Here is a 25,313-nt window from a genome sequence, read left to right as displayed (position 1 = left end):
TCGCCGGGTGCTGCTGAATCCGCTGCTGGTCATCGCCGTTTTGGTCCTCCTGATCACCGCCGGCTGGTTCGTGTACACGGGCAGGCTCGGCAGCTTCGCCCAGGCGCGGCCCGGGGCCAACCTGCTTCCGGCGCTCTTTCCCGCCGTTGCCGGGCCTGCGGCGACACCAGGCCCGTCGCCGTCGGCCGGTTCTTCCCTGGCCCCGGCAGGTGGCTGGACCGCCGGCCACAGCGGGGACGCGAAGACCTCCATGGAACTGGTGCCCGGCCAGATGGGTGCCCGGGCGCTGAAGCTCGATATCACCCAGTACGTCACGGGCGATGTCACCCTCACCAGCCCCCGGGTCGATGTCGCTCCGGGCAAGACCTACTTCTTCAAGGCGTTCGCCACGACGGATGCCGATTTCAGGCTGCTGGCCCGGAAGCACCACAAGGATGGCAGCACCAGCCTCGAACAGCTGCGAAACCCCCTGGAACGGCCCGGTACATCAGCGTTCACGGTAAGTGATGCGTTCAACAGCGGCGACACCGTCACAGCGGTGGAGTACGTTTTCCGCTTCGCATCTGCGGGCACCGCCCGGGTGGAGGGCGCCTACCTCGAGGCAGCAGACGATGTCCAGCTTCCGCCGCCCGGCCCCACGGGCCCCAACGCGATCCCCAACCCGGGGTTTGCCGGTACGCAGCCGAACCAACCCGCCTTCTGGTCCCCCTTTTCGTCCGGGACGTCAACGGTGGAGTCCGGGCGCGGTGAGGACGGCCAGGGAAGCTTCCTGTGGACCCGCATCGGAAACTACCAAAACGGGGAGGCGAAATGGCAGTACGAGCCCATTCCGGTGACCCCGGACCGCTACTTCAGGTTCGGCGCGGCCTACAAGTCGGACCGCGACGTGGATGTGGTGGCCGAGTTCGAGCTCGCGGGCGGAGGGCGCACGTTCCGGAACCTGGAGACCGTGCCGCCGGCGGGGGAGTGGACCACCCTGAGCGAGGCCTTCCAAGTCCCGGTCGGGGCGGCCAACGCGATGGTCACCCTGGTTGCACACGGGAACGGCACCACCGCCGTCCGCGACTATTCCCTTATGGACATCACCAAACCCGGGCCCCTGCGGTGGAACCAGGCCATGGTCTCGATCACGTTCGACGACGGATGGCAGTCGGTGTACGACCGCGCGCTGCCCCTGCTGGACAAGCACGGCTTCCGGTCCACACAGTACGTCAACCCCAGTTCCATCGAGACTCCGAACTTCATCACGGGCGCTGAGGTCCAGCAGATGCACCAGGCGGGACATGAAATCGCCGCCCACGCCTACCAGCACGTCGACCTTACGTCCGTGGGCGCCGACCGGCTGGACGATGAGCTGCGCAAGAGCGAGGATGCGCTGGCCTCAGCCGGCCTCCCCACGGATGACCTGGCACCGCCGTACGGTCGCTCCGACCCCCAGGTGGACTGGTACGCGGGCAAGTACTTCAAGATCATGCGGGGGACGGACGACGGCATCAACACCAGGCAAAACATCAATCCGCACGACCTGAAAGTCCTGTACGTGACCGATGTAACCACGCCGGACACCCTCAAGGAAGCGCTCGCCGAGACCTCCCGGTCCAACGGCTGGCTCATCCTGGTCTACCACCAGATTGCTGCCCCCGATTCGTCGGGGACCCAGAAGAACACTATTGCGGCGGACAGCAGCACCATCACCAGCGATGTCCTCGCAACCCAGCTGCAGCTCATCGACGACAGCGGCATCCAAGTTAAACCGGTTGCCCAGGCGTTCGAGCAGTTGCAGGGCCCGTGACCACCACCACGGCGGTGAGACGCGGCGCCTTCGCCACCCGAAAGAAGGAGAAAGTCATGATCACATCCAGATCCGGTCTGGCGCGAAGCCGCGCCAGGCTCCTGACCATCGGGGTAGCCGTGTGGGCCATAGCCGCCGCGCTGCTGTCCCCTGCGGCCGCGAACGCCGCCGTGGACAACCCCGCCCCCACGCCACTCGTGTCCTTCACCTTCGACGACGGCATGCAGAATGCCCTGACGCAGGCTGCTCCCACACTCAAGAAGTACGGGCTCACCGGGACCAGCTATGTCATCACCAACTGTGTGGGGATGACCGCTGTGCCGAACAGCTGCCGCGCCAACACCGACGTTCCCTACATGACGTGGGACCAGATCACGCAGCTGCAAAACACCTACGGCTGGGAGATCGGCTCGCACACCGTTGACCACCAGTGCCTTGTGAGCGTGGGCAACGACTGCCAGGCCACCAAGCTGACGGCCGCCCAGGTGGACGCCGAGCTGGCCAACAGCAGGTCCGCACTGGCGGCCCACGGGTTCAACGCCACCGCGCTGGCCACGCCTTACGGCGATTACGACATGTCGGCGCTGGCCCAGATTGCAAAGTACTACAGCTCGATGCGCGGTTTTGCGGACGTGGGCAACAACATCTGGCCACTGGGCGACTTGCTGCTCCACAACACTCCGGTGCAGGAAGTCACAACCCCGGTCTCCACGCTGAAGGCCAAGGTTGACGAGGCCATTGCCAACAAGACCTGGGCAGTGTTCACGTTCCACGACATCAGGCCCTCGCCAAGCCAGAATCCGGATGACTACCAGTACGGTACGGCTGAACTGGACCAGCTGGCCGCGTATGTGCAGACCAAAGTTGCAGCCGGACAGATCAGGAACGTCAATGTCAGCAAGGGCCTGGTGAACGGCAGCCCCAACCTCCTGGCGAACCCCACGTTCAATAACGGAATCGCCGACGGTTGGCGCACCGACACCCCGGCGACGATCACCGCGGATGCCGGGAACAACGGGAGCTACCCGGACCCGGCCAAATCGGTAAAGCTGGTATCCGGCTCGGCTGCGGGCCACCTGTTCTCGCCGAAGGTTCCGGTGACGGCGCCAACGAACTACCTGTTCAAGGCCTTCCTCAACGTGGCATCGATCTCGTCCGGGGAAGTGGGCTTCTACGTTGACGAGTACAACGCGGCCGGGCAATGGATCTCCGGGCAGTTCCGCAAGCGGGAGAACACCCGCTGGGTGGAGTCGATGAACTTCACCTACACCCCGAGCTCCAGCAGCGTGGCGTCGGCCAGCCTGCAGGTCTACGTGACCGGCACCGGCATCACGGCTTATGTGGACAACATGCAGATGCTGGCACTCGGGGCAGGGTCCACCACGCCGTCCCCCAATCTCGTGGCAAACGGGACCTTTGATGCCGGCATCGGCTCCGGCTGGCGGACCGACTCCGCGTCAACCATCCTGGCTGACGCGGCGAACCACGGGAGCCCGGCCAACCCGGTGAATTCGGTCAAGATGACGGCCACCACGGCCAACAAACACCTGTTCTCCCCGCAGGTGGCGGTGGCAGCCGGCAGCTACAAGATCGCCAGCTACCTCAACATCACGGCGCGGACCAGCGGCGAGATGGGCTTCTACATCGACGAATACAACGCCGCAGGGCAATGGATCTCCGGGCAGTGGAAGCTCGGGGTCTCGGCCGGTGGCGTGACCAATGTGGACCTGACGTACTCGCCGAGCAGCACCGCGGTGGCAAAGGCGAGCCTGCAGGTCATCGTCCAGGGCAATTCGGGACTGCAGGCGTACTTCGACGACGTCCGCTGGACCAAGTCCTAGCAGCGGGGAGAGGACGAAGGATGGGCGGCCGCCCGCACGCACTGACAGTGGTGCTGGTGTCCGCCCTCCTCGTTGTCCTGGCTTGCTGCTCCCCGCCCAAGCCCGACGTGACGCTGGACCTGCTGCACGGGGACTGGCAGGATGTTCCGGGCGTCCGGGCCGGGAACGGCGCACTCCAGGTGACGCCCACCGCCAGGCGCATCGTGGAGCAGAGCGGGGAGGGAGGCCAGCCGAACCCCCCGCTCAACCTCGCCGGCACACACCTGGTGGTCGGCGGGGACTTTTCGCTCAGCGCAACATTCGCGGACGTGACCGCGGACGCATCCTGGGCTCTGTACAACCGGCCGCCCGTCATCGCCGATGAGTTCCGCGTGGAACCGGCGGGCCTGCGGCTCACCCTCCAGGGAAACGACCTGAAGATCGCCGTCTTCGACGGAACGCAGAAGAAAAATGTGACCCAGCCGGTGCCCGTGCATGATGAACACGTCACGATAAAAGACCCTGGGGCTCCCCTCACCGTGCGCCGCACCGGAGATACGCTGGCCGTCGCCAGCGGCAACGACACCCTTTCCTCCCTGCCCCTGGGCAAGGTGTTCTCATCCGGGGAACTGTGGCTGGGATTCTCCAGCGATTCCGGCGACTTCGAGATCAGCTCGCTCAAGGCGGTTGCGCCGGGAAGCGCCGGCCTGCGAACCTCAGGGGCCGCGGCAGCCGACGTCCAGCCGTCAAAGGACGGCCTGCAGGCGCTCGCCGCCAGGACCCGTCCGGACTTCCTGGTAGGCGCGGCCGTGGCACTGGGGCCCCTCACCGGGGACACGGACTATGCCCGGGAGTTCGGCGAAAACTTCGGCGCCCTCACACCGGAGAACGCGATGAAGCCGCAGTTCCTCTCCCCGCAGCGGGGCGTCTACACCTTCGAAGAAGCTGATGCGATCCTGGCGATTGCCCGGAGCAAGGGCATGGCGGTGCACGGCCACACCATCGCTTTTACGGAGGCCATGCCCCGCTGGATGCAGGAACTCCCCACTGGCTCGGACGCGGAGCGCCGGACCAGCGCCGCAGCACTGCTCGACTACATCTCCGCAGTGGTGGGGCACTTCAAAGGGCAGTTGGCTTCCCTTGACGTGGTCAACGAACCGTTCGACGTGGACCAGGGGACCGGCATGCAGCAGAACATCTGGTACCGCGTCTTCGGGCCAGGCTATCCGGCCGTGGTTTCCAAGGCTGTCTACGCGGCCGATCCGGACGTCAAGCAGTACATCAACGAGAACGGCGCCGACGTGCCGGGGCGCCGCCAGGACGCACTGCTCAAGCTCATCCTGGACACCAATGCCCAGGGCGGCCGCATCTACGGGGCAGGCCTCCAGGCCCACGTCTACGACCTCAAGACCGACGCCATCTCAGCCGACGACCTCACCCGGACGCTCAAGCGTTTTGGGGACGCCGGGCTCCACGTCCGCATCTCCGAGAACGACGTCACGGACGGCCAGGGGACGGACGCCCAGGCCAAGCAGTACGCCACGGTACTGGCCACTTGCCTGCGCTCGCGCACCTGCGTCTCCTACACCACCTGGGGAGTGGACGACCGCTACGACTGGTGGATCGACGACGGCGGGAGCCTGCGGCAGGGCCACGACCACCTGTTCAACGACGGGAAACCCACCCCCGCGTACGATGCCGTGAAGCGCGCCCTGGGTGGCTGATCAGGCGGCCTGGCGGACCGCTGCCCTGCGGGCCACCGAGTTCCTGCGCGCCATCCGCAGCATGTCAAGGGTCAGCAGCAACAGGGCCAGCCACACCACCCCGAAACCGATCCAGCGCTCCGCGGTCATGGCCTCCCGGAACACCACCAGCGCCACCACGAACTGCAGGACGGGAGCAAAGTACTGGAGCAGCCCGATGGTGGTCATGGGCAGCCGCCGCGCGGACGCACCGAAGAAGAGCAGCGGGACGGCGGTGATCACGCCCGACGCCAGCAGCAGCCAGAAGTGCCCCGCACCCTGCGAGGTCAGCGTGGAACTGCCGTTCGCGGCGAGCACCAGCATTGCCACGGCGGCCAGCGGGGCGAGCACCATGGTCTCCACACTGAGGCTGGTGATGGCGTCCACCCTCGACCCCACCCGGTTCTTGACGAAGCCGTACAGGCCGAAGCTGAACGCCAGGGTCAGGGCGATCCACGGCAGCTTCCCGTAGGAGTAGGTGAGAACCCCCACCGCCACGAACCCGACGCCGACGGCTGCCCACTGGAGCGGCCGCAGCTTCTCTTTCAGGACCAGCACGCCCAGCAGCACCGAGACGAGCGGGTTGATGAAATAGCCCAGCGACGTTTCCACGGCCTGCCCCGTGGTTACGCCATAGGTGTAGGTCAGCCAGTTGATGGCGATCAGGAAGGCCGCCAGCGCGAGGGAGCCAAAAACGCGGCGGTCCTTCAGCGCCACCGCCAGCACGCCCCACGCCCTGGTCACCGTGATCAGGAGCGCGCAGAACAGCAGCGACCACACCACGCGGTTGGCCACAATTTCGACGGCGCCGGCGGGCATCAGAATGAAGAAGTACAGCGGGAGCAGCCCCCACAAGACGTACGCACCGATGCCGAACAGCATGCCCGCCGTCGTCTCTTTGCCTACCGGCGCGGGGCCGGTCGGCGCGGCCTCCGCCGGGGACTTTGACCCGGGGGACGGGGCTACTGCGGAGGCGGCAACTGGGGTGGCGGGGGACGATCCTTCTGGCATGGGCACGAAGTCCATAACAGCAGGCTCCGGGCAGGTATTCCAGCAGGCGGGCGGTAAACCGGAAAATAGTCAGTAGGCTTGCTTTCATGACACGTGTCCGTTTGCCGGAGCCCACCCGATGAGGCTCCGGCGCAGCAACGCCTCAGGCCGCGGCTACCGCAGGGTGGCCGCCGGCAAAGGCTTCAGCTACCGCGACCTGGACGGCTCCACCCTGCCGGCCGGCCCCATCCGGGACAGGCTGGAAAGCATCGGCATTCCGCCTGCCTGGACGGACGTGTGGATTGCCCCGTTTGAGAACGGACACATCCAGGCAACCGGCGTGGACGCGGTGGGCCGCCGGCAGTACATCTACCATCCGGAGTGGCGCGAGCGTAAGGACCGGGTGAAGTTTGACCGTTCCCTCCAACTGGCCGAATCGCTGCCCGCAGCCCGCCGCCTGGTCACGATGGACCTGCGCAGCGAGGGCTTCACCCGCGAACGCGTCCTGGCCGGGGCGTTCCGGATGCTGGACAGCGGATCCCTGCGGGTGGGCTCTGAGCGGTACACCAACGAGAACGGCAGCCGGGGCCTGGCCACCCTGCTGTGCGCCCACGTCCAGGTGCGCAAGGACCGGATCATGCTGCGCTTTCCGGCCAAGAGCGGCAAGGACTGGGAATCGGAAATCCGCGACGCCGACCTCGCCGCCCTCCTGCGCCTGCTCAAGCGGCGGGGACCGAACGCGAGGCTGCTGGCTTACAAGGAGGGCAGGACGTGGCGTCCGGTCACCAGTGCGGATATCAACGCCTACGTGAAGGAGCGGACCGGCTCAGACTTCACTGCCAAGGATTTCCGGACCCTGCGTGGGACGGTGGCCGCGGCGGCCAGCCTGGCACAAACCGGAACCCAGCGGACCGCTGCCAAGCGGAAACGGGCCATCAGCCGCGCCATGTATGACGCCGCCCAGACGCTGGGAAACACACCCTCCATTGCCCGCAAGAGCTACGTGGACCCGCGGGTGGTGGACCACTACCACGACGGCGAAACCATCGATCCGAAGCGGCTGGACTCGGCGGAGGCCGAACTCCGGGCGCTCCTGTACCGCGAAGGCAAAGTGGTACCCCTGGCCGCCAACTAGAATGGGGGACTGTGCGCTGCACCAGGCTGCGCGCCCTCATGAAACATGAGCAGCACCAGTTCAGAAGGGTTCCCGGTGTCCAATCACAGCGAAACCGCCGCCAACCGTCCCCTCCGCGTCGCCATCGTCGGCGCGGGACCGGCAGGAGTCTATGCTGCGGACATCCTCACCAAGTCCAGCGGGGTGAAGGAAGGCGACTTCCAGGTGAGTATCGACCTCTTTGAGGCCTACCCGGCACCCTATGGACTGATCAGGTACGGCGTGGCCCCGGACCATCCCCGGATCAAGGGAATCGTCAATGCCCTGCACAAGGTGCTGGACCGCGGCGACATCCGGTTCCTGGGCAACGTGACCTACGGCCGGGACCTGACGCTGCATGATTTCCGGGCCTTCTACGACGCCGTGATCTTCTCCACGGGTGCCGTCAAGGACGCGGACCTGGACATTCCGGGCATCGACCTGCAGGGGTCCTTCGGCGGTGCTGACTTTGTGTCCTGGTACGACGGCCACCCGGACGTGCCGCGCGAATGGCCGCTGGAGGCCAGGGAGATCGCCGTGATCGGCAACGGCAACGTGGCCCTGGACGTGGCCCGCATGCTGGTCAAGCACCCTGAGGAACTGCTCACCACCGAGATTCCGGACAACGTGTACGCTGGCCTGAAGGCCTCGCCCGTCACGGACGTGCACGTCTTCGGCCGCCGCGGCCCCGCCCAGGTCAAGTTCACTCCGCTGGAGCTGCGCGAACTGAGCCACATGGACGACGTCGACATTGTCCTCTACCCCGAGGACTTTGAATTCGATGATGCCTCCGACGAGGCCATCCGCAGCAACAACCAGGTCAAGACCATGGTAAACACCCTCACCAACTGGCTGGTGGAGGAGCACACGGAGTCGGAGAACCCCTCCTCGCGCCGGCTGCACCTGCACTTCCTGCACAGCCCTGTTGAAGTGCTCGACGACGGCACGGGCAAGGTGGGCAGCATCAAGTTCGAGCGCATGCAGCTTGACGGGACCGGCAATGCGAAGGGCACGGGAGAGTACGTTGAGTACCCCGTCCAGGCTGTTTACCGGGCCATCGGTTACCACGGCTCCGCGCTGGACGAACTGGAGTACGACGCCAAGCGCGGCGTCATCCCCAACGAAGGCGGCCGCGTCCTGGATGCCGAGGGCAAGCCGGTTCCGGGCATCTACACCACGGGTTGGATCAAGCGCGGCCCCGTGGGGCTGATTGGCCACACCAAGGGTGACGCGCTGGAGACCATCGGCTTCCTGCTGGAGGACCGGCTGAACCTCCCTGCGGCGCGAAACCCCGACCCGCAGGCCATCATCGACCTGCTCGAAGAGCGCGGCATCGAATACACCACCTGGGAAGGGTGGAACAAGCTCGACGCCCACGAGGCGGGCCTCGGCGCGGCCTGGGCCGGACCCGAGGGCCTGGACCATGTGGTGCGCGAACGGATCAAGGTGGTGCCGCGCGAGGACATGATCCGCATCTCCCGCGGCTGACCCCTAGGCGCGCAAACGTATTCGAGTTAGTCTGATTAACATGAATGTGGCCGCGGCCAAGACCCGAGCCTACGATTCGCCCAAGCGGGCTTCCGCCGCCGCCCAAACCGGGCGCCGGATCCTGCAGGCCACTGAAGGCCTCTTTCTGGAGGGGCCCGTGGCGGACGTCACGCTGAACGCCGTGGCCCAACGCGCCGGCGTCACCGTCCAGACCGTCATCCGCAGGCATGGGGACCGGATGGGGCTGATCCACGCCACGGCCCAGTTCGCGTCAGCCCGGGTGTCCACCCAGCGCGGTGCCGCCCCGCCCGGCGACGTGCCCGCCGCCGTCGACAATCTCCTGGAACACTACGAAACCACCGGCGCCCTGGCCCTGAAGTTGCTGGCTGAGGAGGAAACTTCTCCTGTCCTCGCAGAGATCACCGAGGGCGGCCGGCGGATCCACCGGCAGTGGTGTGAACGTGTCTTCGCACCTTTCCTGGCGGACGACTACCTGCCGAACGGGGAGGAACGGAAACGCCGCCTTGCCCAGTTCGTCGCGCTCTGCGACGTCTACACCTGGAAACTGCTGCGCCTCGACGCCGGTCTCAGCCGCGACCAGGTGGCCCGCTGCCTGCTCGAAATGCTTGCACCCTTCACCCGGAGGCCCTGATGCCCACCGTCCTTGCCTACACCTCACCCGCCATCGGCCACCTCTTCCCGATGGTTCCGCTGCTCCAGGAGCTGAGGGCCCGGGGCCACGACGTGCACGTGCGGACCCTCCGCCAGCAGGGGCCCACGCTTCGCGGCGCCGGCTTCCAGGCCGGACCGGTGGATGACCGGATTCTGGCGGTCGAGGCCACGGACTACCGCGCCGGCAACGCGAAGGCCGCCTTGGCTTCCAGCGTGGAGACCTTCACGGCCCGCGCCCGGTTCGACGCCCCGGACCTGCAGAAGGCCATCGATGACGTAGGCCCGGACCTGCTGCTCATCGACATCAACGCGTGGGGAGCCCGGATCCAGGCCGAATCATCGGGCCTGCCGTGGGCCACCTTCAGCCCCTACACCCCGCCGTTGCAATCGAAGGGAACGCCGCCCTTTGGCCCCGGGCTTGCCCCCATGTCCGGCCCGCTGGGGAGGGCCCGCGATGCCGTGGCACGCCGCCTGGTGATCGGCGCCGTCGAAAAGCTGATGCTGCCGCGCATCAATTCACTGAGGGCTGAACTGTCCGGAGGCAAGCTTCCGCCGGTCAGTGGCGCCGACGATATGTTCCGGACCGCGCCGCTGATGCTCGTGGCTACTTCCGAACCGTTCGAGTATCCCCACCCGGACTGGGGCCCCGACGTGCGCATGATCGGCGCGCTCGAGTGGGAACCGCCCGTGGAACCTCCCGCCTGGCTCCGGGACGGCCCGGACACGTTCGTCCTGGTGACCACCTCCTCCGAATACCAGGCAGATGAAGCAATCGTCCGGGCCGCCCTGGTGGGTCTGGCCGCGGAACCCTTCACCGTCGTGGCCACCTTGCCGGCGGCCGCAGCGGGATCGGCGGGTGCCAACCGGGCAAGCGGTACGGACGGTTTCGGGCCGGTTCCGCCGAACGCCAGGCTCGAGCACTTCGTTCCGCATGGCCAGGTCCTTGAACGCGCAGCCGTTGCCATTACCCACGGCGGCATGGGGGCAACCCAGAAGGCGCTGTCCAAAGGCGTTCCAGTGGTGGTGGTCCCGTTCGGCCGCGACCAGCACGAGGTGGCGGCACGGGTGGTGGCGGCAGACGCGGGAGTGCGGCTCAGCAGGAAGGACCTCACCCCCGAAAAGCTGTTGGCCGCCGTCCACCAGGCCCTGGGCAAGGCGCCGGGGGCGCGCCGGGTGGCGGAGGGCTACGCTGCCGCCGGGGGAGCAGCAGCGGGCGTGGATGCGCTGGAGGAACTGCTCCGGTTAGACTAGCCGCCCCACACGCCTGCAATTCCCGGGAGTTCGATGACGAACCTGCTCCAGCCTGAACCGCGCCAGCGTGCCGCCGTGGCCGGCCACGAGCGCCTGGATCATGGCCTGGGCGGTTCCACTCCCGAAATCCCAGGCCTGCGCAACCTCATCAGGGAGTCCTGGCAGCGGTCGGCAGGCTTTAAGGCCAACCCGGACAACGTGGCTGCGCCGCTGGCCTTCGACTGGGACCAGTTGGAGGACTACCGGCGGCAGCACCCCCTGGCCGCCATCATGCCGGTCATCAACAAACTCCTGGTCCAGCCCAGCCATGACAGCGGTCTCCTGGTTGCGGTGGGCGACGAGGTGGGCAGGCTGCTGTGGGTGGATGGCGACCCCACCCTCCAACGCCGGGCCGAAGGCATGATGTTCGTTCCCGGCGCCGACTGGTCCGAGGCCAGCGTCGGCACCAGCGCTCCGGGCACAGCGCTTGCCCTGGGCAGGGGGATCCAGATCGCCGGCGCCGAGCACTACCAGCGGACCGTCCACCCCTGGAGCTGCACCGCCGTCCCCTTCCATGATCCGGACTCCGGCGCCGTGCTCGGCGTCGTGGACATCACCGGGACGGCCACCGCCGTGGCACCGCACACGTTGTCGCTGGTGGAGGCCACGGTGGCCGCCGCGCAGGCGCAGCTGCGGGTGGAGCGCCTGCAGCTTGCAGCGGAGCTCGCCAGGAAGCCAGTACGACGACGGTCCCCTGCTTCCACCGCCAGGCAGGGCCAGGGAGCCAAGGAAGGCAGCCTCTACCGGAACAGCCTTCAGTTGCTGGGGCGCGACCAGGCCTTACTCAGCCTGGGCGGCAGGACAGTTTCGCTGTCCGCGCGGCACAGCGAGATCCTGGCCCTGCTGAGCGCGCATCCGGAGGGGCTCAGCGCCGAGGAACTCAGCTCGTGGCTGTATCCAGGGGAGGGCTCCACCATGACGCTGCGTGCCGAGATGGTCCGGCTGCGGAAAGTCCTCCAGCAGCTCTCGCCGGATGCTGTTCCCGGCTCGCGGCCCTACAAGCTGCCCATCGACCTGGTGCCGGATACCGGCCAGGTGCTCAGTTGCCTGCAGCGCGGTGCACACCGGATTGCCCTGGAAATCTACCGCGGCGAGATGCTCCCGCGGTCGGAGGCGCCGGGCATTGTGGAGCTGAGGAACCGGGTTTCGTCGCTGCTTCGGGAAGCGGTCCTCACGGACGGCAGTGCCGAGTCCCTGCTGAAGTACGCCACGCTCCCCGAGGCAAGGGACGACGTCGGCATCCGCCGCGCCGCGCTCCGCCTCCTGCCGCCGCGCTCACCCAAGCGGGCCGCCGTCGTGGCCGACGTGGAACGGCTGGAAGCCGAACTGCGCTCCTGATTATTTGGGGTTGCGAGGATGGGCCCACGCCTGCAGGGTTCCCTGGCCGAGCTTGCGAGGTTAGGGGGCAGGTGGGGCGCAACCTGGCTGCAACCTCCCGGCTCCTACGCTGTCTTCATCGGCGAGCGCCCTGGTGGGCCCGCCTCCTGCACAGCAAAGGAGCTAAGCACATGACCGTTTACGCACAGCCGGGAACCGACGGGTCGAAGGTCACCTTCAAGGACCGGTACGAGAACTGGATTGGCGGCGAATGGGTGGCCCCGGTAAAGGGCCAGTACTTCGAGAACATCACCCCGGTGACGGGCAAGGCGTTCTGCCAGGTGGCCCGCGGCACTGCTGAGGACATCGAGCTGGCCCTGGACGCGGCCCACAAGGCCGCACCGTCCTGGGGCAAGACCTCCGTGGCGGAGCGTGCCGCCATCCTGAACAAGATCGCCGACCGCATTGACGAGAACCTCGAGATGCTCGCCGTCGCGGAAACCTGGGACAACGGCAAGCCCGTCCGGGAAACCCTCAACGCGGACCTGCCCCTGGCCTCGGACCACTTCCGCTATTTCGCCTCCGCGGTCAGGGCCCAGGAAGGCAGCCTGTCCCAGCTCGATGAGAACACCACCGCTTACCACTTCCACGAGCCGCTCGGCGTGGTGGGCCAGATCATCCCCTGGAACTTCCCCATCCTCATGGCCGTCTGGAAGCTTGCGCCCGCGCTCGCTGCCGGCAACACCGTGGTCCTCAAGCCCGCAGAGCAGACACCCAGCTCCATCCTGGTGCTCGTGGAACTCATCGGGGACCTGTTGCCCGCCGGTGTGCTGAACGTGGTCAACGGCTTTGGCGTGGAGGCCGGCAAGCCTCTCGCGTCCAGCTCCCGGATCCGGAAGATCGCCTTTACCGGTGAGACCACCACCGGCCGGCTCATCAGCCAGTACGCCAGCCAGAACCTCATCCCCGTCACCCTGGAACTCGGCGGCAAGAGCCCCAACATCTTCTTCAACGACGTGGCCCAGGAAAATGACGCGTTCTACGACAAGGCCCAGGAAGGCTTCGCGCTGTTCGCCTTCAACCAGGGCGAAGTCTGCACCTGCCCCTCGCGGGCACTGGTCCAGGAGGATATCTACGAATCCTTCATGGCGGACGCCGTGGCCCGGGTGGAAAAGATGATCCAGGGCAACCCGCTGGACACCGAGACCCAGGTTGGCGCGCAGGCATCCAACGACCAGCTGGAGAAGATCCTGTCCTACATCGACATCGGAAAGCAGGAGGGCGCCAAGATCCTCACCGGCGGCGCGCGGGCCGAACTCCCGGGCGACCTCGCCGGCGGCTTCTACGTTCAGCCCACCGTGTTCGAGGGCCACAACAGGATGCGGATCTTCCAGGAGGAGATTTTCGGCCCCGTGGTGGCGGTGACGAAGTTCAGCGACTACAACGACGCCATGGGCATCGCCAACGACACCCTGTACGGCCTCGGTGCCGGCGTCTGGTCCCGCAACGGCAACGTCGCCTACCGCGCCGGCCGCGAGATCCAGGCCGGGCGCGTCTGGGTCAACAACTACCACGCCTACCCGGCAGGTGCCGCCTTCGGCGGCTACAAGTCCTCGGGCATCGGGCGCGAGAACCACGCCATGATGCTGGACCACTACCAGCAGACCAAGAACCTGCTGGTCAGCTACGACGAAAACAAGCTGGGCTTTTTCTAGGCCCCAGCCTCCACCACTACAACGACGCAAGGATTTCGCCAATGACGACGACAATGCAAGCAGCAGTAGTAACTGAGTTCGGCACCGACCTCTCGGTCAAGGACATCGCCATTCCCCAGCCCGGCCCCGGACAGGCGCTGGTCAAGGTCCTGACCACCGGCGTTTGCCATACGGACCTTCACGCCGCCCAGGGGGACTGGCCGGTCAAACCCTCCCCTCCGTTCGTGCCCGGCCATGAGGGCGTGGGTGAAGTAGTGGCCCTGGGTGAGGGGGTTTCCGACCTCACCGTAGGTGACCTGGTGGGCAATGCGTGGCTGTGGTCAGCCTGCGGAGACTGCCAGTACTGCCGCACGGGCTGGGAAACCCTCTGTGAGGCGCAGCAGAACGGTGGCTACAGCGTGGACGGCTCCTTCGGGGAGTACATGCTCGTGGACTCGCGCTTCGCGGCCCGCATACCGGCGGGATCCGACCCCGTCGAGGTGGCGCCGGTGCTGTGCGCCGGCGTCACCGTCTACAAGGGGCTGAAGATGACCGAAACCCGGCCGGGCCAGTGGGTCACCATTTCCGGCATCGGCGGATTGGGGCATATCGCCGTCCAGTACGCCGTGGCCATGGGACTTCGTGTTGCCGCCGTGGACATCGCGGACGACAAGCTGGCCCTTGCCAAGGCCCATGGCGCCGAACTGACCGTCAACGCCCTGCATGAAGACCCGGCCGAGGTGATCCAGCGTGAAACAGGAGGCTCCCATGGAGTGCTGGTTACTGCGGTGCACCCGTCAGCGTTCGGACAGGCGATCGGGATGGCCCGCCGCGGCGGCACCATCGTGTTCAACGGACTGCCGCCGGGGGATTTCCCGGCACCGATCTTCGAGATTGTGCTCAAGGGATTGACGGTGCGCGGCTCGATCGTGGGCACCCGCCAGGACCTGGAGGAAGCCTTGGATTTCTACGCCCGGGGAAAGATCCATCCCACGGTGTCCGTTCGGGAGCTGTCGGAGGTCAATGCGGTCTTCGATGAGATGAAGCATGCCAAGATCGACGGCCGCGTGGTGCTGAGGTTCTGATGCCCGCTGAAGGGTTGGAAGCCGCCGTGACGCTGCCCGGGGAGAATTTCTCCCGGGTGGCGCTCACGCCGGCCGCCGTGGACCTGTTGCGGATGCTGTGGGACCGGCACGGCCCGCTCATGTTCCACCAGTCCGGCGGCTGCTGCGACGGATCATCACCCATGTGCTACCCCGCCGGGGACTTCATCACAGGGGGAGCGGACGTCCTGCTGGGGCTGTTCGACCTCTCCGAGGGGTTGCGGCCGCTGCCGCTCGAGTTCTGGATGTCCCGGGAGCAGTTCAACTACTGGAGCCACACCCACCTGACCATCGATGTCGTACCCGGCCGGGGGAGCGGCTTTTCCGTGGAAGCGCCTGAGGGTAAACGCTTCCTGATCCGGTCAACATTGATGGACTGGCCCTCCTAGAAAGTTCGATCAACAGGCACTCGGGGCTCTCCATTCGGAGGGCCCCGAGTGTGTAGGCAGAAGAATATTCGGCAGTAACCCTGTCTCACTATTCGGGACGATTGGGGCCGTCCAGTGGATGGACACTATCGTTGATAGGTCTGTTTCCCTCACAAACCAGGATTGTGACCCCTTATGAATCTTCTGCGGACAAAATCCATCGAGCAGTCGATTGCCGACGCCGATGAGCCCGGACGCAAGCTCAAGCGTTCCCTCAGCACCTGGGACCTCATGATCATGGGCGTCGCCGTTGCTGTCGGCGCCGGTATCTTCTCGGTCGGCGCGAAGGCTGCCGCCAACTTCGCAGGTCCTGCCGTAACCCTCTCCTTCGCGATCGCCGCCGTCACCTGCGCCCTGGCAATCATGTGCTACGCGGAGTTCGCCACCGCCATTCCCGTGGCGGGATCTGCCTACGTCTTCACCTACGCCACCATGGGCGAACTCCTTGCCTGGATCATCGGCTGGAACCTGATCCTCGAACTCTTCACGGCGGCTGCCGTGATCGCCAAATACTGGGGCATCTACCTCAGCAAGGTGTTTGCCCTGACGGGCCTGGACGTCCCGCCGGCCATCTCGCTCGGTGGCGTTGACCTCTACTGGGGCGCGTTCCTGATCGTGGCGATCTTCACCGTGCTGCTCGTGCTGGGCACCAAGCTCTCCGCCCGGGTGGGGAACATCTTCACCCTGATCAAGATCGCCGTGGTGCTGTTCGTGATCGTGGTGGGCTTCACGTACGTGAAGTTCGAGAACTACAGCCCGTTCGTTCCCGCAGCCGAGCCCACGGCAGGCACCGGTGCCGCCGACGTCCTCAAGCAGTCCTTCTTCGGCTTCCTGACCGGCGCCGCGCCCGCCCAGTACGGCACCATGGGCATCTTCGCCGGTGCCGCCCTGGTGTTCTTCGCCTTCATCGGCTTCGACGTGGTGGCCACCTCCGCCGAGGAAGTCAAGAACCCGCAGAAGACCCTGCCCCGCGGCATCTTCGGCGGCCTGGCCCTGGTGACGCTGCTCTACATCCTGGTTTCCCTGGCCCTGACCGGCATGGTGTCCTACACCCAGCTCGCCGAGGCCAAGAGCCCCACCCTCACCACTGCCTTCGAGGCCGTGGGCGACACGTCCGCCGCCAAGGTCATCGCCTTCGGTTCCCTGGTGGGCCTGACCACCGTGATCATGGTGCTCCTCATGGGCCTGTCCCGCGTGGTGCTGGCCATGAGCCGCGACGGCCTGCTGCCGCGGGCTCTGTCCAAGACCAGCGACAAGCGTTCGACGCCGGTCCGCCTCCAGATCATCTGCGGCGCCGCGGTTGCCCTGGTGGCAGGCCTCACCAATGTGGACCTGCTCGAAGAAATGATCAACATCGGTACGTTGTCCGCGTTCGTGGTGGTCAGCCTGGGCATCCTGGTGCTCCGCAAGAAGCGCCCGGACCTGAAGCCTGCCTTCCGGGTCCCGCTCGGCAAGGTGCTGCCCATTGTGTCTGCGGCGCTGTGCCTGTACCTGATGACCAACCTCGCCGTGGAAACCTGGATCTTCTTCGCCATCTGGCTGGTCATCGGCCTGGCAATCTACTTCGCCTACGGCCAGCGCCACTCGCGGCTCAATGAGCGCTTCGCCGAAGCCAATGCGACGGTCAACGGCGCCGGTTCCGCTGCACCTGCGGCCGGTGCGCATGACGACGAGGACGAGCTGAGCAGGACCTGACGGCCCGCCACTCCAAGCAGTTGAACTGCCCGCCCGGCCTGTGCCGGGCGGGCAGCCCTGTTTCCAGCCTCCCAGTGTTGGCGGAGGCTCAGCGTTTCCAGCAGCTCCGTGTTTCCGGCGGCTCAGGGTGCCGCGTACCGGCTGACCCACTCCACGAGGGGACGGAGCTGCCGCCACCTGGCTGCGATTTCCTCCGTGACCGCTTCCGTGGCTATCCACTCCGCCCGGCCCAGGTCCACTCCTGTGTACAGCGTCTTGTGCTTGAGGAGTTCGGCCCGCGGATGGTGCCTGTCGAAGCCGCGTGGAACGGTCTTGAGTTTTTCCCCGTCGATGCTGAAACCCGCCGCTGCGATTGATTCCACGATCTCCTGCAGCGCGGCGCCGCTCCCCGAAGCGTCGGCGGCAGCCCGGAACCTGGCCAGCTGTGCCGGTGTATGGGAGCGGTAGCCGCCTCCTACCAACAGCCCGTCGGCGCTGACCTGGAGGTAGTAGCCCACGCCTTCCTGCCTGGTGGCGAAGGCACCCTGCGCGGTTTTGTAGGGAGATTTGTCCTGCGAGAAGCGGATGTCACGGTACGGGCGGAACAGGCGGGCGGGTCCGAACTCCGGCTCAAGTTCCCCAAGGATCCGGGCCAAGGGCTCCTTGACGGTGGTCTCGTAGGCGCCTTTGTGCCCCAGCCACCACTCGCGGTTGTTGTTGTCTTCCAGCTCCGCGTAGAACAGGAAGGCTTCGGGGGGAATGCCTGCAAATGTTTCCATGAACGGAGCCTAGGATCAGGCCGCGGGAGGGGCCAGGGGGTCGGGACCGTATGTGCAAAAAGGGAGCAGCAAAAAGACCACCCCGCCACAGGAAGCCCGTGGCGGGGTGGTCTTTCAGTTCAGCCGGCAGGAGCCTGGTCAGCCGATCTTGTTGGCGGACTCTGCATCCGAGGTGGGAGCCGAGGGGGCGGCCACGGCGCCGAGGTTGGCGCGCAGCTTGGCGCCCAGTTCGGCGTCGACGTTGGTCCAGTACTGGATGGCGCGTTCCTTGATGCCGGGGCTCTGGACGCCGCCCACTGCACCGGTGATGGTCTCCAGGAAGCGTGCCTTGGCGGCCTCGTCGTAGACCTCACGGTACAGCGCGCCGGCCTGGACGAAGTCGCTGTCCTCGGCGTGGAGGGAGTGCGCAGCGAGGGTCAGCTCGCCGTCGTTCTCCCAGCCGCCGGCGGGGTTCTGCGGCTCAACGGCAGCGGGGCCGCCCACGGAGTTCGGGGCGTAGACCGGAACCGAGGGGGCGTTGAACAGGAAGCGTCCCTGGCCGTCCTGGCTGTAGTTGTTGACCTGGTTCTTGGGCTGGTTCACGGGGATCTGCGCGTGGTTGGTGCCCACGCGGTAGCGGTGTGCGTCGGCGTAGGAGAAGATGCGGGCCTGCAGCATCTTGTCCGGCGAGGCGGCGATGCCGGGCACGAAGTTCGACGGCGCGAAGGTGGCCTGCTCGATCTGCGCGAAGTAGTTCTCCGGGTTCTTGTTCAGCTCCATGGTGCCCACCTTGATCAGCGGGTAGTCCGAGTGCGGCCAGACCTTGGTCAGGTCGAACGGGTTGAAGCGGTAGGTCTTGGCATCCTCGTACGGCATGACCTGGACGTGCAGGTCCCAGGACGGGAAGTTGCCCGCAGCGATGTTCTCGGACAGGTCGCGGATGTAGAAGTCGGCGTCGGAGCCGGCAAGCTGTTCGGCCTGCTCGGAGCTCATGGAATTCACGCCCTGGTTGGACTTGAAGTGGTACTTGACCCAGAAGCGCTCACCGGCTTCGTTGATCCACTGGTAGGTGTGCGAGCCGTAGCCCTGCATCTCGCGCCAGGAGGCGGGCAGGCCGCGGTCACCCATCAGCCAGGTGACCTGGTGGGCGGACTCGGGGGACAGGGTCCAGAAATCCCACTGCATGTCGGCGTCGCGCAGGTGCGTGCCCGGCAGGCGCTTCTGGGAGTGGATGAAGTCCGGGAACTTGATGCCGTCGCGGATGAAGAAGACGGGGGTGTTGTTGCCCACGAGGTCGTAGTTGCCCTCGGTGGTGTAGAACTTCACGGCGAAACCGCGGGGGTCGCGCCACGTGTCCGGAGAGCCGTTCTCACCGGCGACGGAGGAGAAGCGGATGAGCATTTCGGTCTCGACGCCGGGCTGCAGGAACGCGGCCTTGGTGTACTTGGAGATGTCCTCGGTGGTCTTGAACGTGCCGAATGCACCGCCGCCCTTGGCGTGCACTACGCGCTCCGGAACCCGCTCGCGGTTGAACTGGGCGAGCTTCTCAATGAGGTAGTGGTCGGTCAGGATGATGGCACCATCGGCACCAACTGACTTCGAGTGAGCGTCGGACGTAACCGGCGCACCTGACTGGGTTGTGGAAACGGCAGTCATTGTTCTCCTATTTCTCTTTTTCTTGCGAGGGACTGTGGGAAGGAAGTTGCTGGGCCCGCTGGCAGTCCTGGCAGATGCCCTGGTACATGACGTCAGCGATCTGGATGGTCATCGGCTTGGCGTCCGGGTTCCAGTGGGGCGTGAGGCAGGGGGCATGGCCGACGGCGCAGTCCACGTCTTCCACGCGCCCGCAGCTGATGCAGATGGCGTGGTGGTGGTTGTCTCCAACGCGCGTTTCGTACAGGGCGGGGGAGTGCGGCGGCTCGAACCGGCGCAGCATGTGCAGGTCTGTCAGGTCGCCCAGGACAACGTAGACAGACTGGGCCGTCAGTTCAGGCAGTTCGGCCCGGGCGGCGGCAAGGATGCTTTCGGCAGGGGAGTGCGGGTGGCGTTCGACGGCGGCCAGCACGGCCAGCCGCTGCTTGGTCACCCTGCGGCCGTGGGCGCGCAGGGCTGCAGCCCACGCTTCCTGGCCGTCAAAGTGCTCCGTCATGGCTCCATTGAAACACTTATTTTGAATTTATCGCAATAAGGCGTGACTAACCTTGCAGCCGCTCTTCGCGCACGCCCGGCCGCCCGCTTGGCCGCGGTTGGTGCCCAGTATTCTGACGCCCTTTTGACAGGGCCTGTGACTAGTGCCATAGTCATTCGTATGGACCTGTTGGACAGCTGGACAGCTAGACAAGAACCGGTGGTGCGCGTTGGTGCGGCGGAGCAGGTTTTCGCTTCGCTGCGTGGCGCCATAGAAGGTGGACAGATCCCCGTCGGCACTCGCCTCGACTCGGAAGCGACGCTTGCCCGGCAGTACGGCGTCAGCAGGACCATGGTCAGGGAGGCGCTGCGCTCATGCACCGCCCTGGGACTGACCGCCACCCACACCGGCAAGGGGACCTTCGTCATCGCCGACAAGGTCGCCCGGGACCTCAAACTCGGAAAATACTCTGCCAGCGCCCTCGTGGAGGCCCGGCCCCATGTCGAGGTACCCGCTGCAGGCCTGGCAGCCCGGCGCCGCAGCAACGAAGACCTGGAAGCCCTTCGGGAAATCCTTCGTGAAATGGCGGAGGCGGATGACATCCAGCAGTGGGTTCTCCTGAATACGGAGTTTCACATGACCATCGCGCGGTGCAGCGGCAACGGCGTCTTTGAATCATTTCTGTCGGACATCTGTGAGGCCATGGCGAACCAGTCAAGTACCCTCAACCTGCTGGCCGACCGCCGGAAGGAATCAGGCGACGAACATGCCCGGATTTTCGCTGCCATCGAGCGGGGCTCGGCCGAGGACGCGTCCCAAGCCATGACCATGCATCTGCATGGGGTGGAGTGTGCATTGGGCACCATCGTCCCGGGAGGCTGACCGGCCACTCCCTGCGGCAGTCAACCGGATCCGCCACAGTCTTCAGTCCACAGGACAACCTGAGCTCCGCATTCCTTTTCATGTCCTTCCTTTCCACGCTCTGGTTCACCCTGCCCTTCTTCAGCCCTGCCCTTTCGTCCAAACCCGTCAACGAAGCCCTGTGAGGACCTTAATGACCATGATCGACACCGCTGCGGATACTACATCCGCCCCCACCACCAGGTCCGAGCACGACCTGCTGGGTGACCGGGACGTCCCGGCGCACGCCTACTGGGGCGTACACACGCTCCGGGCCGTGGAGAACTTCCCCATCACCGGCCAGAAGCTGTCCTCCAACATGCACCTGGTCCGTGGACTGGCCGCCGTGAAACTTGCTGCCGCCCGCACCAACCGGGAGCTCGGCCTGTTGGACGCCGAGCGTGCCGACGCCATCGAGCAGGCGTGCCTGGACGTCATGGCGGGCATGCTCGCTGACCAGTTCGTGGTGGACGTCGTCCAGGGCGGTGCCGGGACGTCATCGAACATGAACGCCAACGAGGTCATCGCCAACCGGGCGCTGGAAATCCTGGGACACCCCAAGGGCGACTACGCGCGGCTGCACCCGAACGACCACGTCAACCTCAGCCAGTCCACCAACGACGTGTACCCCACGGCCGTGAAGCTGGGCACCATCTTCGCCGCCCGGGAACTGCTGGCAGCACTCGAAGAACTCGAGGACGCCTGCGCTGCCAAGGCCGTGGAATTCCGCACCGTGGTGAAGATGGGCCGCACCCAGCTGCAGGACGCCGTGCCCATGACCCTGGGCCAGGAGTTCGGCAGCTACGCCGTCACCATCGGCGAGGACCGGCTGCGCCTGGCGGAGGCCGAGCTGCTGATCCACGAGATCAACCTCGGCGCCACCGCCATCGGCACCGGCCTGAACGCCCCGGCCGGCTACGCCGACACAGCCTGCCGGCACCTGGCGGAGATGACCGGGCTGCCGCTGGTGACCGCCGTCGACCTCATCGAAGCCACCCAGGACGTGGGCGCCTTCGTGCACCTCTCCGGCGTACTGAAACGCGTGGCGGTCAAACTGTCCAAGATCTGCAACGACCTCCGCCTGCTCTCCTCCGGACCGCGCGCGGGCTTCGGCGAAATCAACCTGCCGGCCGTCCAGTCCGGGTCCTCCATCATGCCCGGCAAGATCAACCCGGTCATCCCGGAAGTGGTCTCCCAGGTGGCCTACGAGGTGATCGGCAATGACGTCACCATCACCATGGCCGCCGAAGCCGGGCAGCTGCAGCTCAACGCCTTCGAACCGATCATTGTCCACAGCCTCCACAAGAGCATCTCCCACCTCGAGGCAGCCTGCCGCACCCTTACGGCCCGCTGCATCCGTGGAATCACCGCCAACACTGACCACCTGCGCCGCACCGTGGAGCAATCCATCGGCCTGGTTACCGCATTGAACCCCCACCTCGGCTACGCCACCGCCACTGCCATCGCGCAGGAAGCACTTGCCACCGGCAAGGGCGTGGCCGAGCTCGTCCTGGAACACGGGCTCCTCACCGACGCCCAGCTCCAGGAACTCCTGAGCCCCGAACGCCTGGCCAACCTCAGCAAGTAGTCCCCACCTGCTCCCTCGCCTCGCAAGCTCGGCCAGGGAACCCGGCAGGCGTGGGCCCACCATCCGCAAACCACACCCAGCCCGACCACGGGAGCAGGGGCACATTGCCGTGCCCACATATCCCGGCCTCTACCCAAGGATTGACTATGAAAAACAAATCAACGATGTGGATTCTGGCCGCACTCGTCTTCGGAATCCTCAGCGGTCTGCTCTTCCACTGGCTGCTGCCGGTGGACTCACGCGGGTCCGTCGTGGCGGTCCTCGACACCGTGACGCACATGTTCCTGAACCTCATCAAAATGATCATTGCCCCGCTGATCTTCGCCACCCTCGTCTCAGGCATCGCGGGAGCGGCCAAATCCGCAGGCGTGGGAAAGCTCTTTGGGCGCTCCATGATCTGGTTCCTGTCCGCCTCCGTCCTGGTGGGCGCCTTCGGTTTCATCACCGCCCACGTGCTCAACGTCGGTGACGGGCTCAACCTGATGCCGGGCGGCGATGCGGGGATGGAAACGAAGCCCCTCGATTACCAGGCGTTTGTTATCCACATCATCCCCACGAGCGTCTTCGCCGCACTGACCGAAAACAACCCCCTCCAGATCCTCGTCTTCGGCGCTCTCTTCGGCATCGCCCTGCTGAACCTCCGGAAGAAAGGCCGCTCCTCCATAGCGGATGCCATCGACGAACTGATGGGCGTCATGCTGAAGGTCACCGGATATGTAATGAAGGCGGCCCCGGTGGGCGTTTTTGCCGGCATCGCGGCAGCCTTTACCTCCAAGGGCCTGGATGCGTTTGCCACTTATGCCTCGTTCATCGGCGGATTCTACGTTTCCCTTTCGGTTCTGTGGGTCCTCATGATTGCCGTCGCCGTTGCTTTCCTCGGGCGGGCAGCGTTCCGCCTGGTCCGGATCGTGCGTGAACCCATGGTCATCGCCTTCGCCACCTCCAGCAGCGAAGCGGCTCTGCCCAAGCTCATCGAGGGTCTTAGCAAGTTCGGCATCGAGAAACGAACCACCGGTTTCGTCCTTCCCCTGGGCTACTCCTTCAACGTTGACGGCTCCATGATGTACATGACGTTCGCCTCCGTCTTCCTCATCAACGCGTATGGCATCGACATGGACCTCGGCCAGCAGATCGCGATGACGGCCATGTTGTTGCTCAGCAGCAAGGGCATGGCCGGCGTTCCGCGCGGTTCGCTCGTGGTCGTGGCCGCCGTCGTCCCCGCATTCGGTATTCCGGCAGCCGGTATCGGCGTCCTGCTGGTGATCGACCAAATCCTGGACATGGGACGAACCGCCACCAACATCCTTGGAAATGCCATTGCCACGGCTGTCATCGGGCGGAACCATGACAAGGCGTCCAGCCTGTCGCCGGCTGCCGCCGTGGCCACGCAGGCAGTAGCGGAACCGGATGAAGAAATGGACGCTGACAGCAGGCAGCGCGAGACCGTCTCGATGCACTGACAGGTACCTCTGGTTGGGGGCGATCCTGTCCTGTTCGGTTTGGCCTGGTTCCGACCCAGGCTTCGTAACCGGGCAAGGCTGATCTCCAACGTGTGCCTTTGTCGTGGTGGTGGCAGGCGGGCCGCGGATCGGCGACCTGCCGGCCGCCGCCGCGACTAGGATCTTGAGTGAGGGCTGGGTCCCGCTGCTCGGCGGTGCGCTGTGCATCGCGGTGGCGTGGCTGGCGGCGAAACTGCAGCCGGGCTTCCGGACGTACGATGCGCGGAACCCGGTACCCTAGCGAGCCGTTCCCTTACTGAGGAGGAAACGTGCACAAACATCACAACGGACTGAAGACCGCGGCACTGTTCGGGGTGCTGTGGGCGGTGCTGCTGGGCCTTGGCGGGCTCATCGGGGTGGGGACCCGCAGCTCGGCCCCGATCTGGATCATGGCCCTGATCGGCGTGGGCACCACGTTCTACGGCTACTGGAACAGCGACAAGATCGCCATCCGGTCCATGCAGGCCTTCCCGGTGTCCGAAGCGCAGGCGCCGCAGCTCTACCAGATTGTCCGCGAGCTTTCGATGCGCGCCAACCAGCCCATGCCGCGCATCTATGTTTCGCCCACCATGAACCCCAACGCGTTCGCCACGGGACGCAACCCCCAAAACGCCGCCGTCTGCTGCACCGAGGGCATCCTGCAGCTCCTGGACCCGCGCGAACTCCGCGGCGTTCTGGGCCACGAACTCATGCACGTCTACAACCGCGACATCCTCACCTCATCCGTGGCTGCCGCCGTCGCCGGCGTGATCACCTCGGTGGGCCAGATGCTGCTGTTCTTCGGCGGCGGTGACCGGCGCAACGCCAACCCGCTGGCCATGATCGCCATGGCCCTGCTGGCGCCCTTCGCGGCGTCGCTGATCCAGATGGCCATCTCCCGTACCAGGGAGTACGACGCCGACGAGGACGGTTCGCAGCTCACCGGCGATCCGCTGGCGCTCGCCTCAGCCCTGGCCAAGATCGAGCGCGGCGTCAGCATTGCGCCGCTGCCGCACGACCAGCGGCTGGTCAACGCCTCGCACCTGATGATCGCCAATCCGTTCCGCGGCGGTGCCATGAACAAACTGTTCGCCACCCACCCGCCCATGGGGGACCGGATCGCCCGGCTGGAGCGGATGGCGGGCCGGCAGCTCTAGCCGGGAACCCGCCGTCGGACCGGTCCGCCGACGCCCTGCCTTCACCAGCGAGGCGCACCTCCGTCCGCGCTGCGCACTTTCATTTTCGCTGCGCGGATTCCCTGGCGCACCTGGTATTTCGGGTGCGCCAGGGAACCTGCG

20 protein-coding genes and 1 pseudogene are annotated in these 25,313 nt (G+C 65.9%); 17 read left to right on the top strand and 4 right to left on the bottom strand.

The window, feature by feature from the left end; all coding sequences use genetic code 11:
• Nucleotides 1–7: 7 nt before the first annotated feature.
• From ACTAQI_RS11010 to ACTAQI_RS11000, 3 genes are read left to right on the top strand one after another with little or no spacing between them, the layout of a single operon-like run.
• A complete protein-coding gene (locus tag ACTAQI_RS11010) occupies nucleotides 8–1,792 on the top strand; it encodes a polysaccharide deacetylase family protein (RefSeq protein ID WP_457945848.1) in 1,785 nt (594 codons plus the stop codon).
• Nucleotides 1,793–1,848: 56 nt separating this feature from the next.
• Complete coding sequence (locus ACTAQI_RS11005; protein WP_457945846.1) at nucleotides 1,849–3,633, top strand: polysaccharide deacetylase family protein; 1,785 nt, start codon at nucleotides 1,849–1,851, stop codon at nucleotides 3,631–3,633.
• A gap of 20 nt (nucleotides 3,634–3,653) precedes the next feature.
• Entirely contained in the window at nucleotides 3,654–5,336 is a 1,683-nt protein-coding gene (locus ACTAQI_RS11000; RefSeq protein ID WP_457945844.1) for an endo-1,4-beta-xylanase, read from the top strand.
• On the opposite strand, the gene rarD is transcribed toward ACTAQI_RS11000, so the two are convergent.
• On the bottom strand, nucleotides 5,337–6,365 hold the full coding sequence (gene rarD / locus ACTAQI_RS10995; protein WP_457945842.1) for an EamA family transporter RarD: 1,029 nt from the start codon (nucleotides 6,363–6,365) through the stop codon (nucleotides 5,337–5,339). It lies immediately after the preceding gene.
• A 118-nt stretch (nucleotides 6,366–6,483) separates the two neighbouring features.
• Between rarD and ACTAQI_RS10990 the strand changes: the two genes are divergently transcribed.
• The 9 genes from ACTAQI_RS10990 (at nucleotide 6,484) to ACTAQI_RS10950 (ending at nucleotide 17,184) form a co-directional block, all read left to right on the top strand.
• A complete protein-coding gene (locus ACTAQI_RS10990; RefSeq protein WP_457945840.1) occupies nucleotides 6,484–7,479 on the top strand; it encodes a DNA topoisomerase IB in 996 nt (331 codons plus the stop codon).
• A gap of 45 nt (nucleotides 7,480–7,524) precedes the next feature.
• A complete protein-coding gene (locus ACTAQI_RS10985) occupies nucleotides 7,525–8,985 on the top strand; it encodes an FAD-dependent oxidoreductase (RefSeq protein WP_457945838.1) in 1,461 nt (486 codons plus the stop codon).
• 40 nt (nucleotides 8,986–9,025) lie between these two features.
• Complete coding sequence (locus ACTAQI_RS10980) at nucleotides 9,026–9,637, top strand: TetR/AcrR family transcriptional regulator (RefSeq protein ID WP_457945836.1); 612 nt, start codon at nucleotides 9,026–9,028, stop codon at nucleotides 9,635–9,637.
• Nucleotides 9,637–10,908, top strand: coding sequence for a glycosyltransferase (locus ACTAQI_RS10975; RefSeq protein WP_457945834.1), 1,272 nt, complete (start codon nucleotides 9,637–9,639; stop codon nucleotides 10,906–10,908). The genes ACTAQI_RS10980 and ACTAQI_RS10975 overlap by 1 nt, the downstream gene beginning before the upstream one ends.
• 33 nt (nucleotides 10,909–10,941) lie before the next feature.
• On the top strand, nucleotides 10,942–12,285 hold the full coding sequence (locus ACTAQI_RS10970; protein WP_457945832.1) for a GAF domain-containing protein: 1,344 nt from the start codon (nucleotides 10,942–10,944) through the stop codon (nucleotides 12,283–12,285).
• Nucleotides 12,286–12,455: 170 nt separating this feature from the next.
• Nucleotides 12,456–13,979 carry an acetaldehyde dehydrogenase ExaC gene (exaC, locus tag ACTAQI_RS10965; protein ID WP_457945830.1) on the top strand — a complete coding sequence of 508 codons (1,524 nt, stop codon included), beginning with the start codon at nucleotides 12,456–12,458 and terminating at the stop codon, nucleotides 13,977–13,979.
• A 41-nt stretch (nucleotides 13,980–14,020) separates the two neighbouring features.
• Nucleotides 14,021–15,043: an alcohol dehydrogenase AdhP gene (gene adhP / locus ACTAQI_RS10960; protein ID WP_457945828.1), complete on the top strand. Its 1,023-nt coding sequence runs from the start codon at nucleotides 14,021–14,023 to the stop codon at nucleotides 15,041–15,043.
• Nucleotides 15,043–15,450, top strand: a complete 408-nt coding sequence (locus ACTAQI_RS10955; RefSeq protein ID WP_457945826.1) for a DUF779 domain-containing protein — start codon at nucleotides 15,043–15,045, stop codon at nucleotides 15,448–15,450. The genes adhP and ACTAQI_RS10955 overlap by 1 nt, the downstream gene beginning before the upstream one ends.
• A gap of 174 nt (nucleotides 15,451–15,624) precedes the next feature.
• Nucleotides 15,625–17,184, top strand: a complete 1,560-nt coding sequence (locus ACTAQI_RS10950; protein WP_457945825.1) for an amino acid permease — start codon at nucleotides 15,625–15,627, stop codon at nucleotides 17,182–17,184.
• A gap of 122 nt (nucleotides 17,185–17,306) precedes the next feature.
• Here ACTAQI_RS10950 and ACTAQI_RS10945 read toward each other — a convergent pair whose 3' ends face one another.
• The 3 genes from ACTAQI_RS10945 to ACTAQI_RS10935 form a co-directional block, all read right to left on the bottom strand.
• A complete protein-coding gene (locus ACTAQI_RS10945; protein WP_457945823.1) occupies nucleotides 17,307–17,942 on the bottom strand; it encodes a DUF2461 domain-containing protein in 636 nt (211 codons plus the stop codon).
• A 138-nt stretch (nucleotides 17,943–18,080) separates the two neighbouring features.
• Nucleotides 18,081–19,577: a catalase gene (locus tag ACTAQI_RS10940; RefSeq protein ID WP_457945822.1), complete on the bottom strand. Its 1,497-nt coding sequence runs from the start codon at nucleotides 19,575–19,577 to the stop codon at nucleotides 18,081–18,083.
• 7 nt (nucleotides 19,578–19,584) lie between these two features.
• The gene (locus ACTAQI_RS10935) at nucleotides 19,585–20,070 is read right to left on the bottom strand and encodes a Fur family transcriptional regulator (protein ID WP_457945820.1); all 486 of its coding nucleotides are present in this window, start codon (nucleotides 20,068–20,070) and stop codon (nucleotides 19,585–19,587) included.
• A 159-nt stretch (nucleotides 20,071–20,229) separates the two neighbouring features.
• Between ACTAQI_RS10935 and ACTAQI_RS10930 the strand changes: the two genes are divergently transcribed.
• The 5 genes and pseudogenes from ACTAQI_RS10930 (at nucleotide 20,230) to htpX (ending at nucleotide 25,172) form a co-directional block, all read left to right on the top strand.
• Nucleotides 20,230–20,931, top strand: coding sequence for a FadR/GntR family transcriptional regulator (locus ACTAQI_RS10930; RefSeq protein ID WP_457945819.1), 702 nt, complete (start codon nucleotides 20,230–20,232; stop codon nucleotides 20,929–20,931).
• Between the two features lie 172 nt (nucleotides 20,932–21,103).
• Nucleotides 21,104–22,537 (top strand): aspartate ammonia-lyase, encoded by a 1,434-nt coding sequence (locus tag ACTAQI_RS10925; RefSeq protein ID WP_457945817.1) that lies wholly within the window; start codon nucleotides 21,104–21,106, stop codon nucleotides 22,535–22,537.
• Nucleotides 22,538–22,683: 146 nt separating this feature from the next.
• A complete protein-coding gene (locus tag ACTAQI_RS10920) occupies nucleotides 22,684–23,997 on the top strand; it encodes a dicarboxylate/amino acid:cation symporter (protein WP_457945816.1) in 1,314 nt (437 codons plus the stop codon).
• A 97-nt stretch (nucleotides 23,998–24,094) separates the two neighbouring features.
• A pseudogene (locus ACTAQI_RS10915) lies at nucleotides 24,095–24,277 on the top strand (MFS transporter); the annotation flags it as partial.
• Between the two features lie 28 nt (nucleotides 24,278–24,305).
• Complete coding sequence (gene htpX, locus ACTAQI_RS10910; RefSeq protein ID WP_457945814.1) at nucleotides 24,306–25,172, top strand: zinc metalloprotease HtpX; 867 nt, start codon at nucleotides 24,306–24,308, stop codon at nucleotides 25,170–25,172.
• Nucleotides 25,173–25,313: the final 141 nt, after the last annotated feature.

This window comes from Pseudarthrobacter sp. alpha12b (assembly GCF_054130495.1).
This window is presented reverse-complemented; position numbering and strand designations above follow the sequence as displayed.

What these genes read in the sequence shown, in the direction of transcription:
- ACTAQI_RS10985 (WP_457945838.1), top strand. Translation starts at nt 7,525, where the DNA reads ATGAGCAGCACCAGTTCAGAAGGGTTCCCGGTGTCCAATCACAGCGAA.
- ACTAQI_RS10935 (WP_457945820.1), bottom strand. Translation starts at nt 20,070, where the DNA reads ATGACGGAGCACTTTGACGGCCAGGAAGCGTGGGCTGCAGCCCTGCGC.
- exaC (WP_457945830.1), top strand. Translation starts at nt 12,456, where the DNA reads ATGACCGTTTACGCACAGCCGGGAACCGACGGGTCGAAGGTCACCTTC.
- ACTAQI_RS10975 (WP_457945834.1), top strand. Translation starts at nt 9,637, where the DNA reads ATGCCCACCGTCCTTGCCTACACCTCACCCGCCATCGGCCACCTCTTC.
- adhP (WP_457945828.1), top strand. Translation starts at nt 14,021, where the DNA reads ATGACGACGACAATGCAAGCAGCAGTAGTAACTGAGTTCGGCACCGAC.
- ACTAQI_RS10970 (WP_457945832.1), top strand. Translation starts at nt 10,942, where the DNA reads ATGACGAACCTGCTCCAGCCTGAACCGCGCCAGCGTGCCGCCGTGGCC.
- ACTAQI_RS10955 (WP_457945826.1), top strand. Translation starts at nt 15,043, where the DNA reads ATGCCCGCTGAAGGGTTGGAAGCCGCCGTGACGCTGCCCGGGGAGAAT.
- ACTAQI_RS10990 (WP_457945840.1), top strand. Translation starts at nt 6,484, where the DNA reads ATGAGGCTCCGGCGCAGCAACGCCTCAGGCCGCGGCTACCGCAGGGTG.
- ACTAQI_RS10940 (WP_457945822.1), bottom strand. Translation starts at nt 19,577, where the DNA reads ATGACTGCCGTTTCCACAACCCAGTCAGGTGCGCCGGTTACGTCCGAC.
- ACTAQI_RS10980 (WP_457945836.1), top strand. Translation starts at nt 9,026, where the DNA reads ATGAATGTGGCCGCGGCCAAGACCCGAGCCTACGATTCGCCCAAGCGG.
- ACTAQI_RS10920 (WP_457945816.1), top strand. Translation starts at nt 22,684, where the DNA reads ATGAAAAACAAATCAACGATGTGGATTCTGGCCGCACTCGTCTTCGGA.
- rarD (WP_457945842.1), bottom strand. Translation starts at nt 6,365, where the DNA reads ATGCCAGAAGGATCGTCCCCCGCCACCCCAGTTGCCGCCTCCGCAGTA.
- ACTAQI_RS11005 (WP_457945846.1), top strand. Translation starts at nt 1,849, where the DNA reads ATGATCACATCCAGATCCGGTCTGGCGCGAAGCCGCGCCAGGCTCCTG.
- ACTAQI_RS11000 (WP_457945844.1), top strand. Translation starts at nt 3,654, where the DNA reads ATGGGCGGCCGCCCGCACGCACTGACAGTGGTGCTGGTGTCCGCCCTC.
- ACTAQI_RS10925 (WP_457945817.1), top strand. Translation starts at nt 21,104, where the DNA reads ATGACCATGATCGACACCGCTGCGGATACTACATCCGCCCCCACCACC.
- ACTAQI_RS10950 (WP_457945825.1), top strand. Translation starts at nt 15,625, where the DNA reads ATGAATCTTCTGCGGACAAAATCCATCGAGCAGTCGATTGCCGACGCC.
- ACTAQI_RS10945 (WP_457945823.1), bottom strand. Translation starts at nt 17,942, where the DNA reads ATGGAAACATTTGCAGGCATTCCCCCCGAAGCCTTCCTGTTCTACGCG.
- ACTAQI_RS10930 (WP_457945819.1), top strand. Translation starts at nt 20,230, where the DNA reads ATGGACCTGTTGGACAGCTGGACAGCTAGACAAGAACCGGTGGTGCGC.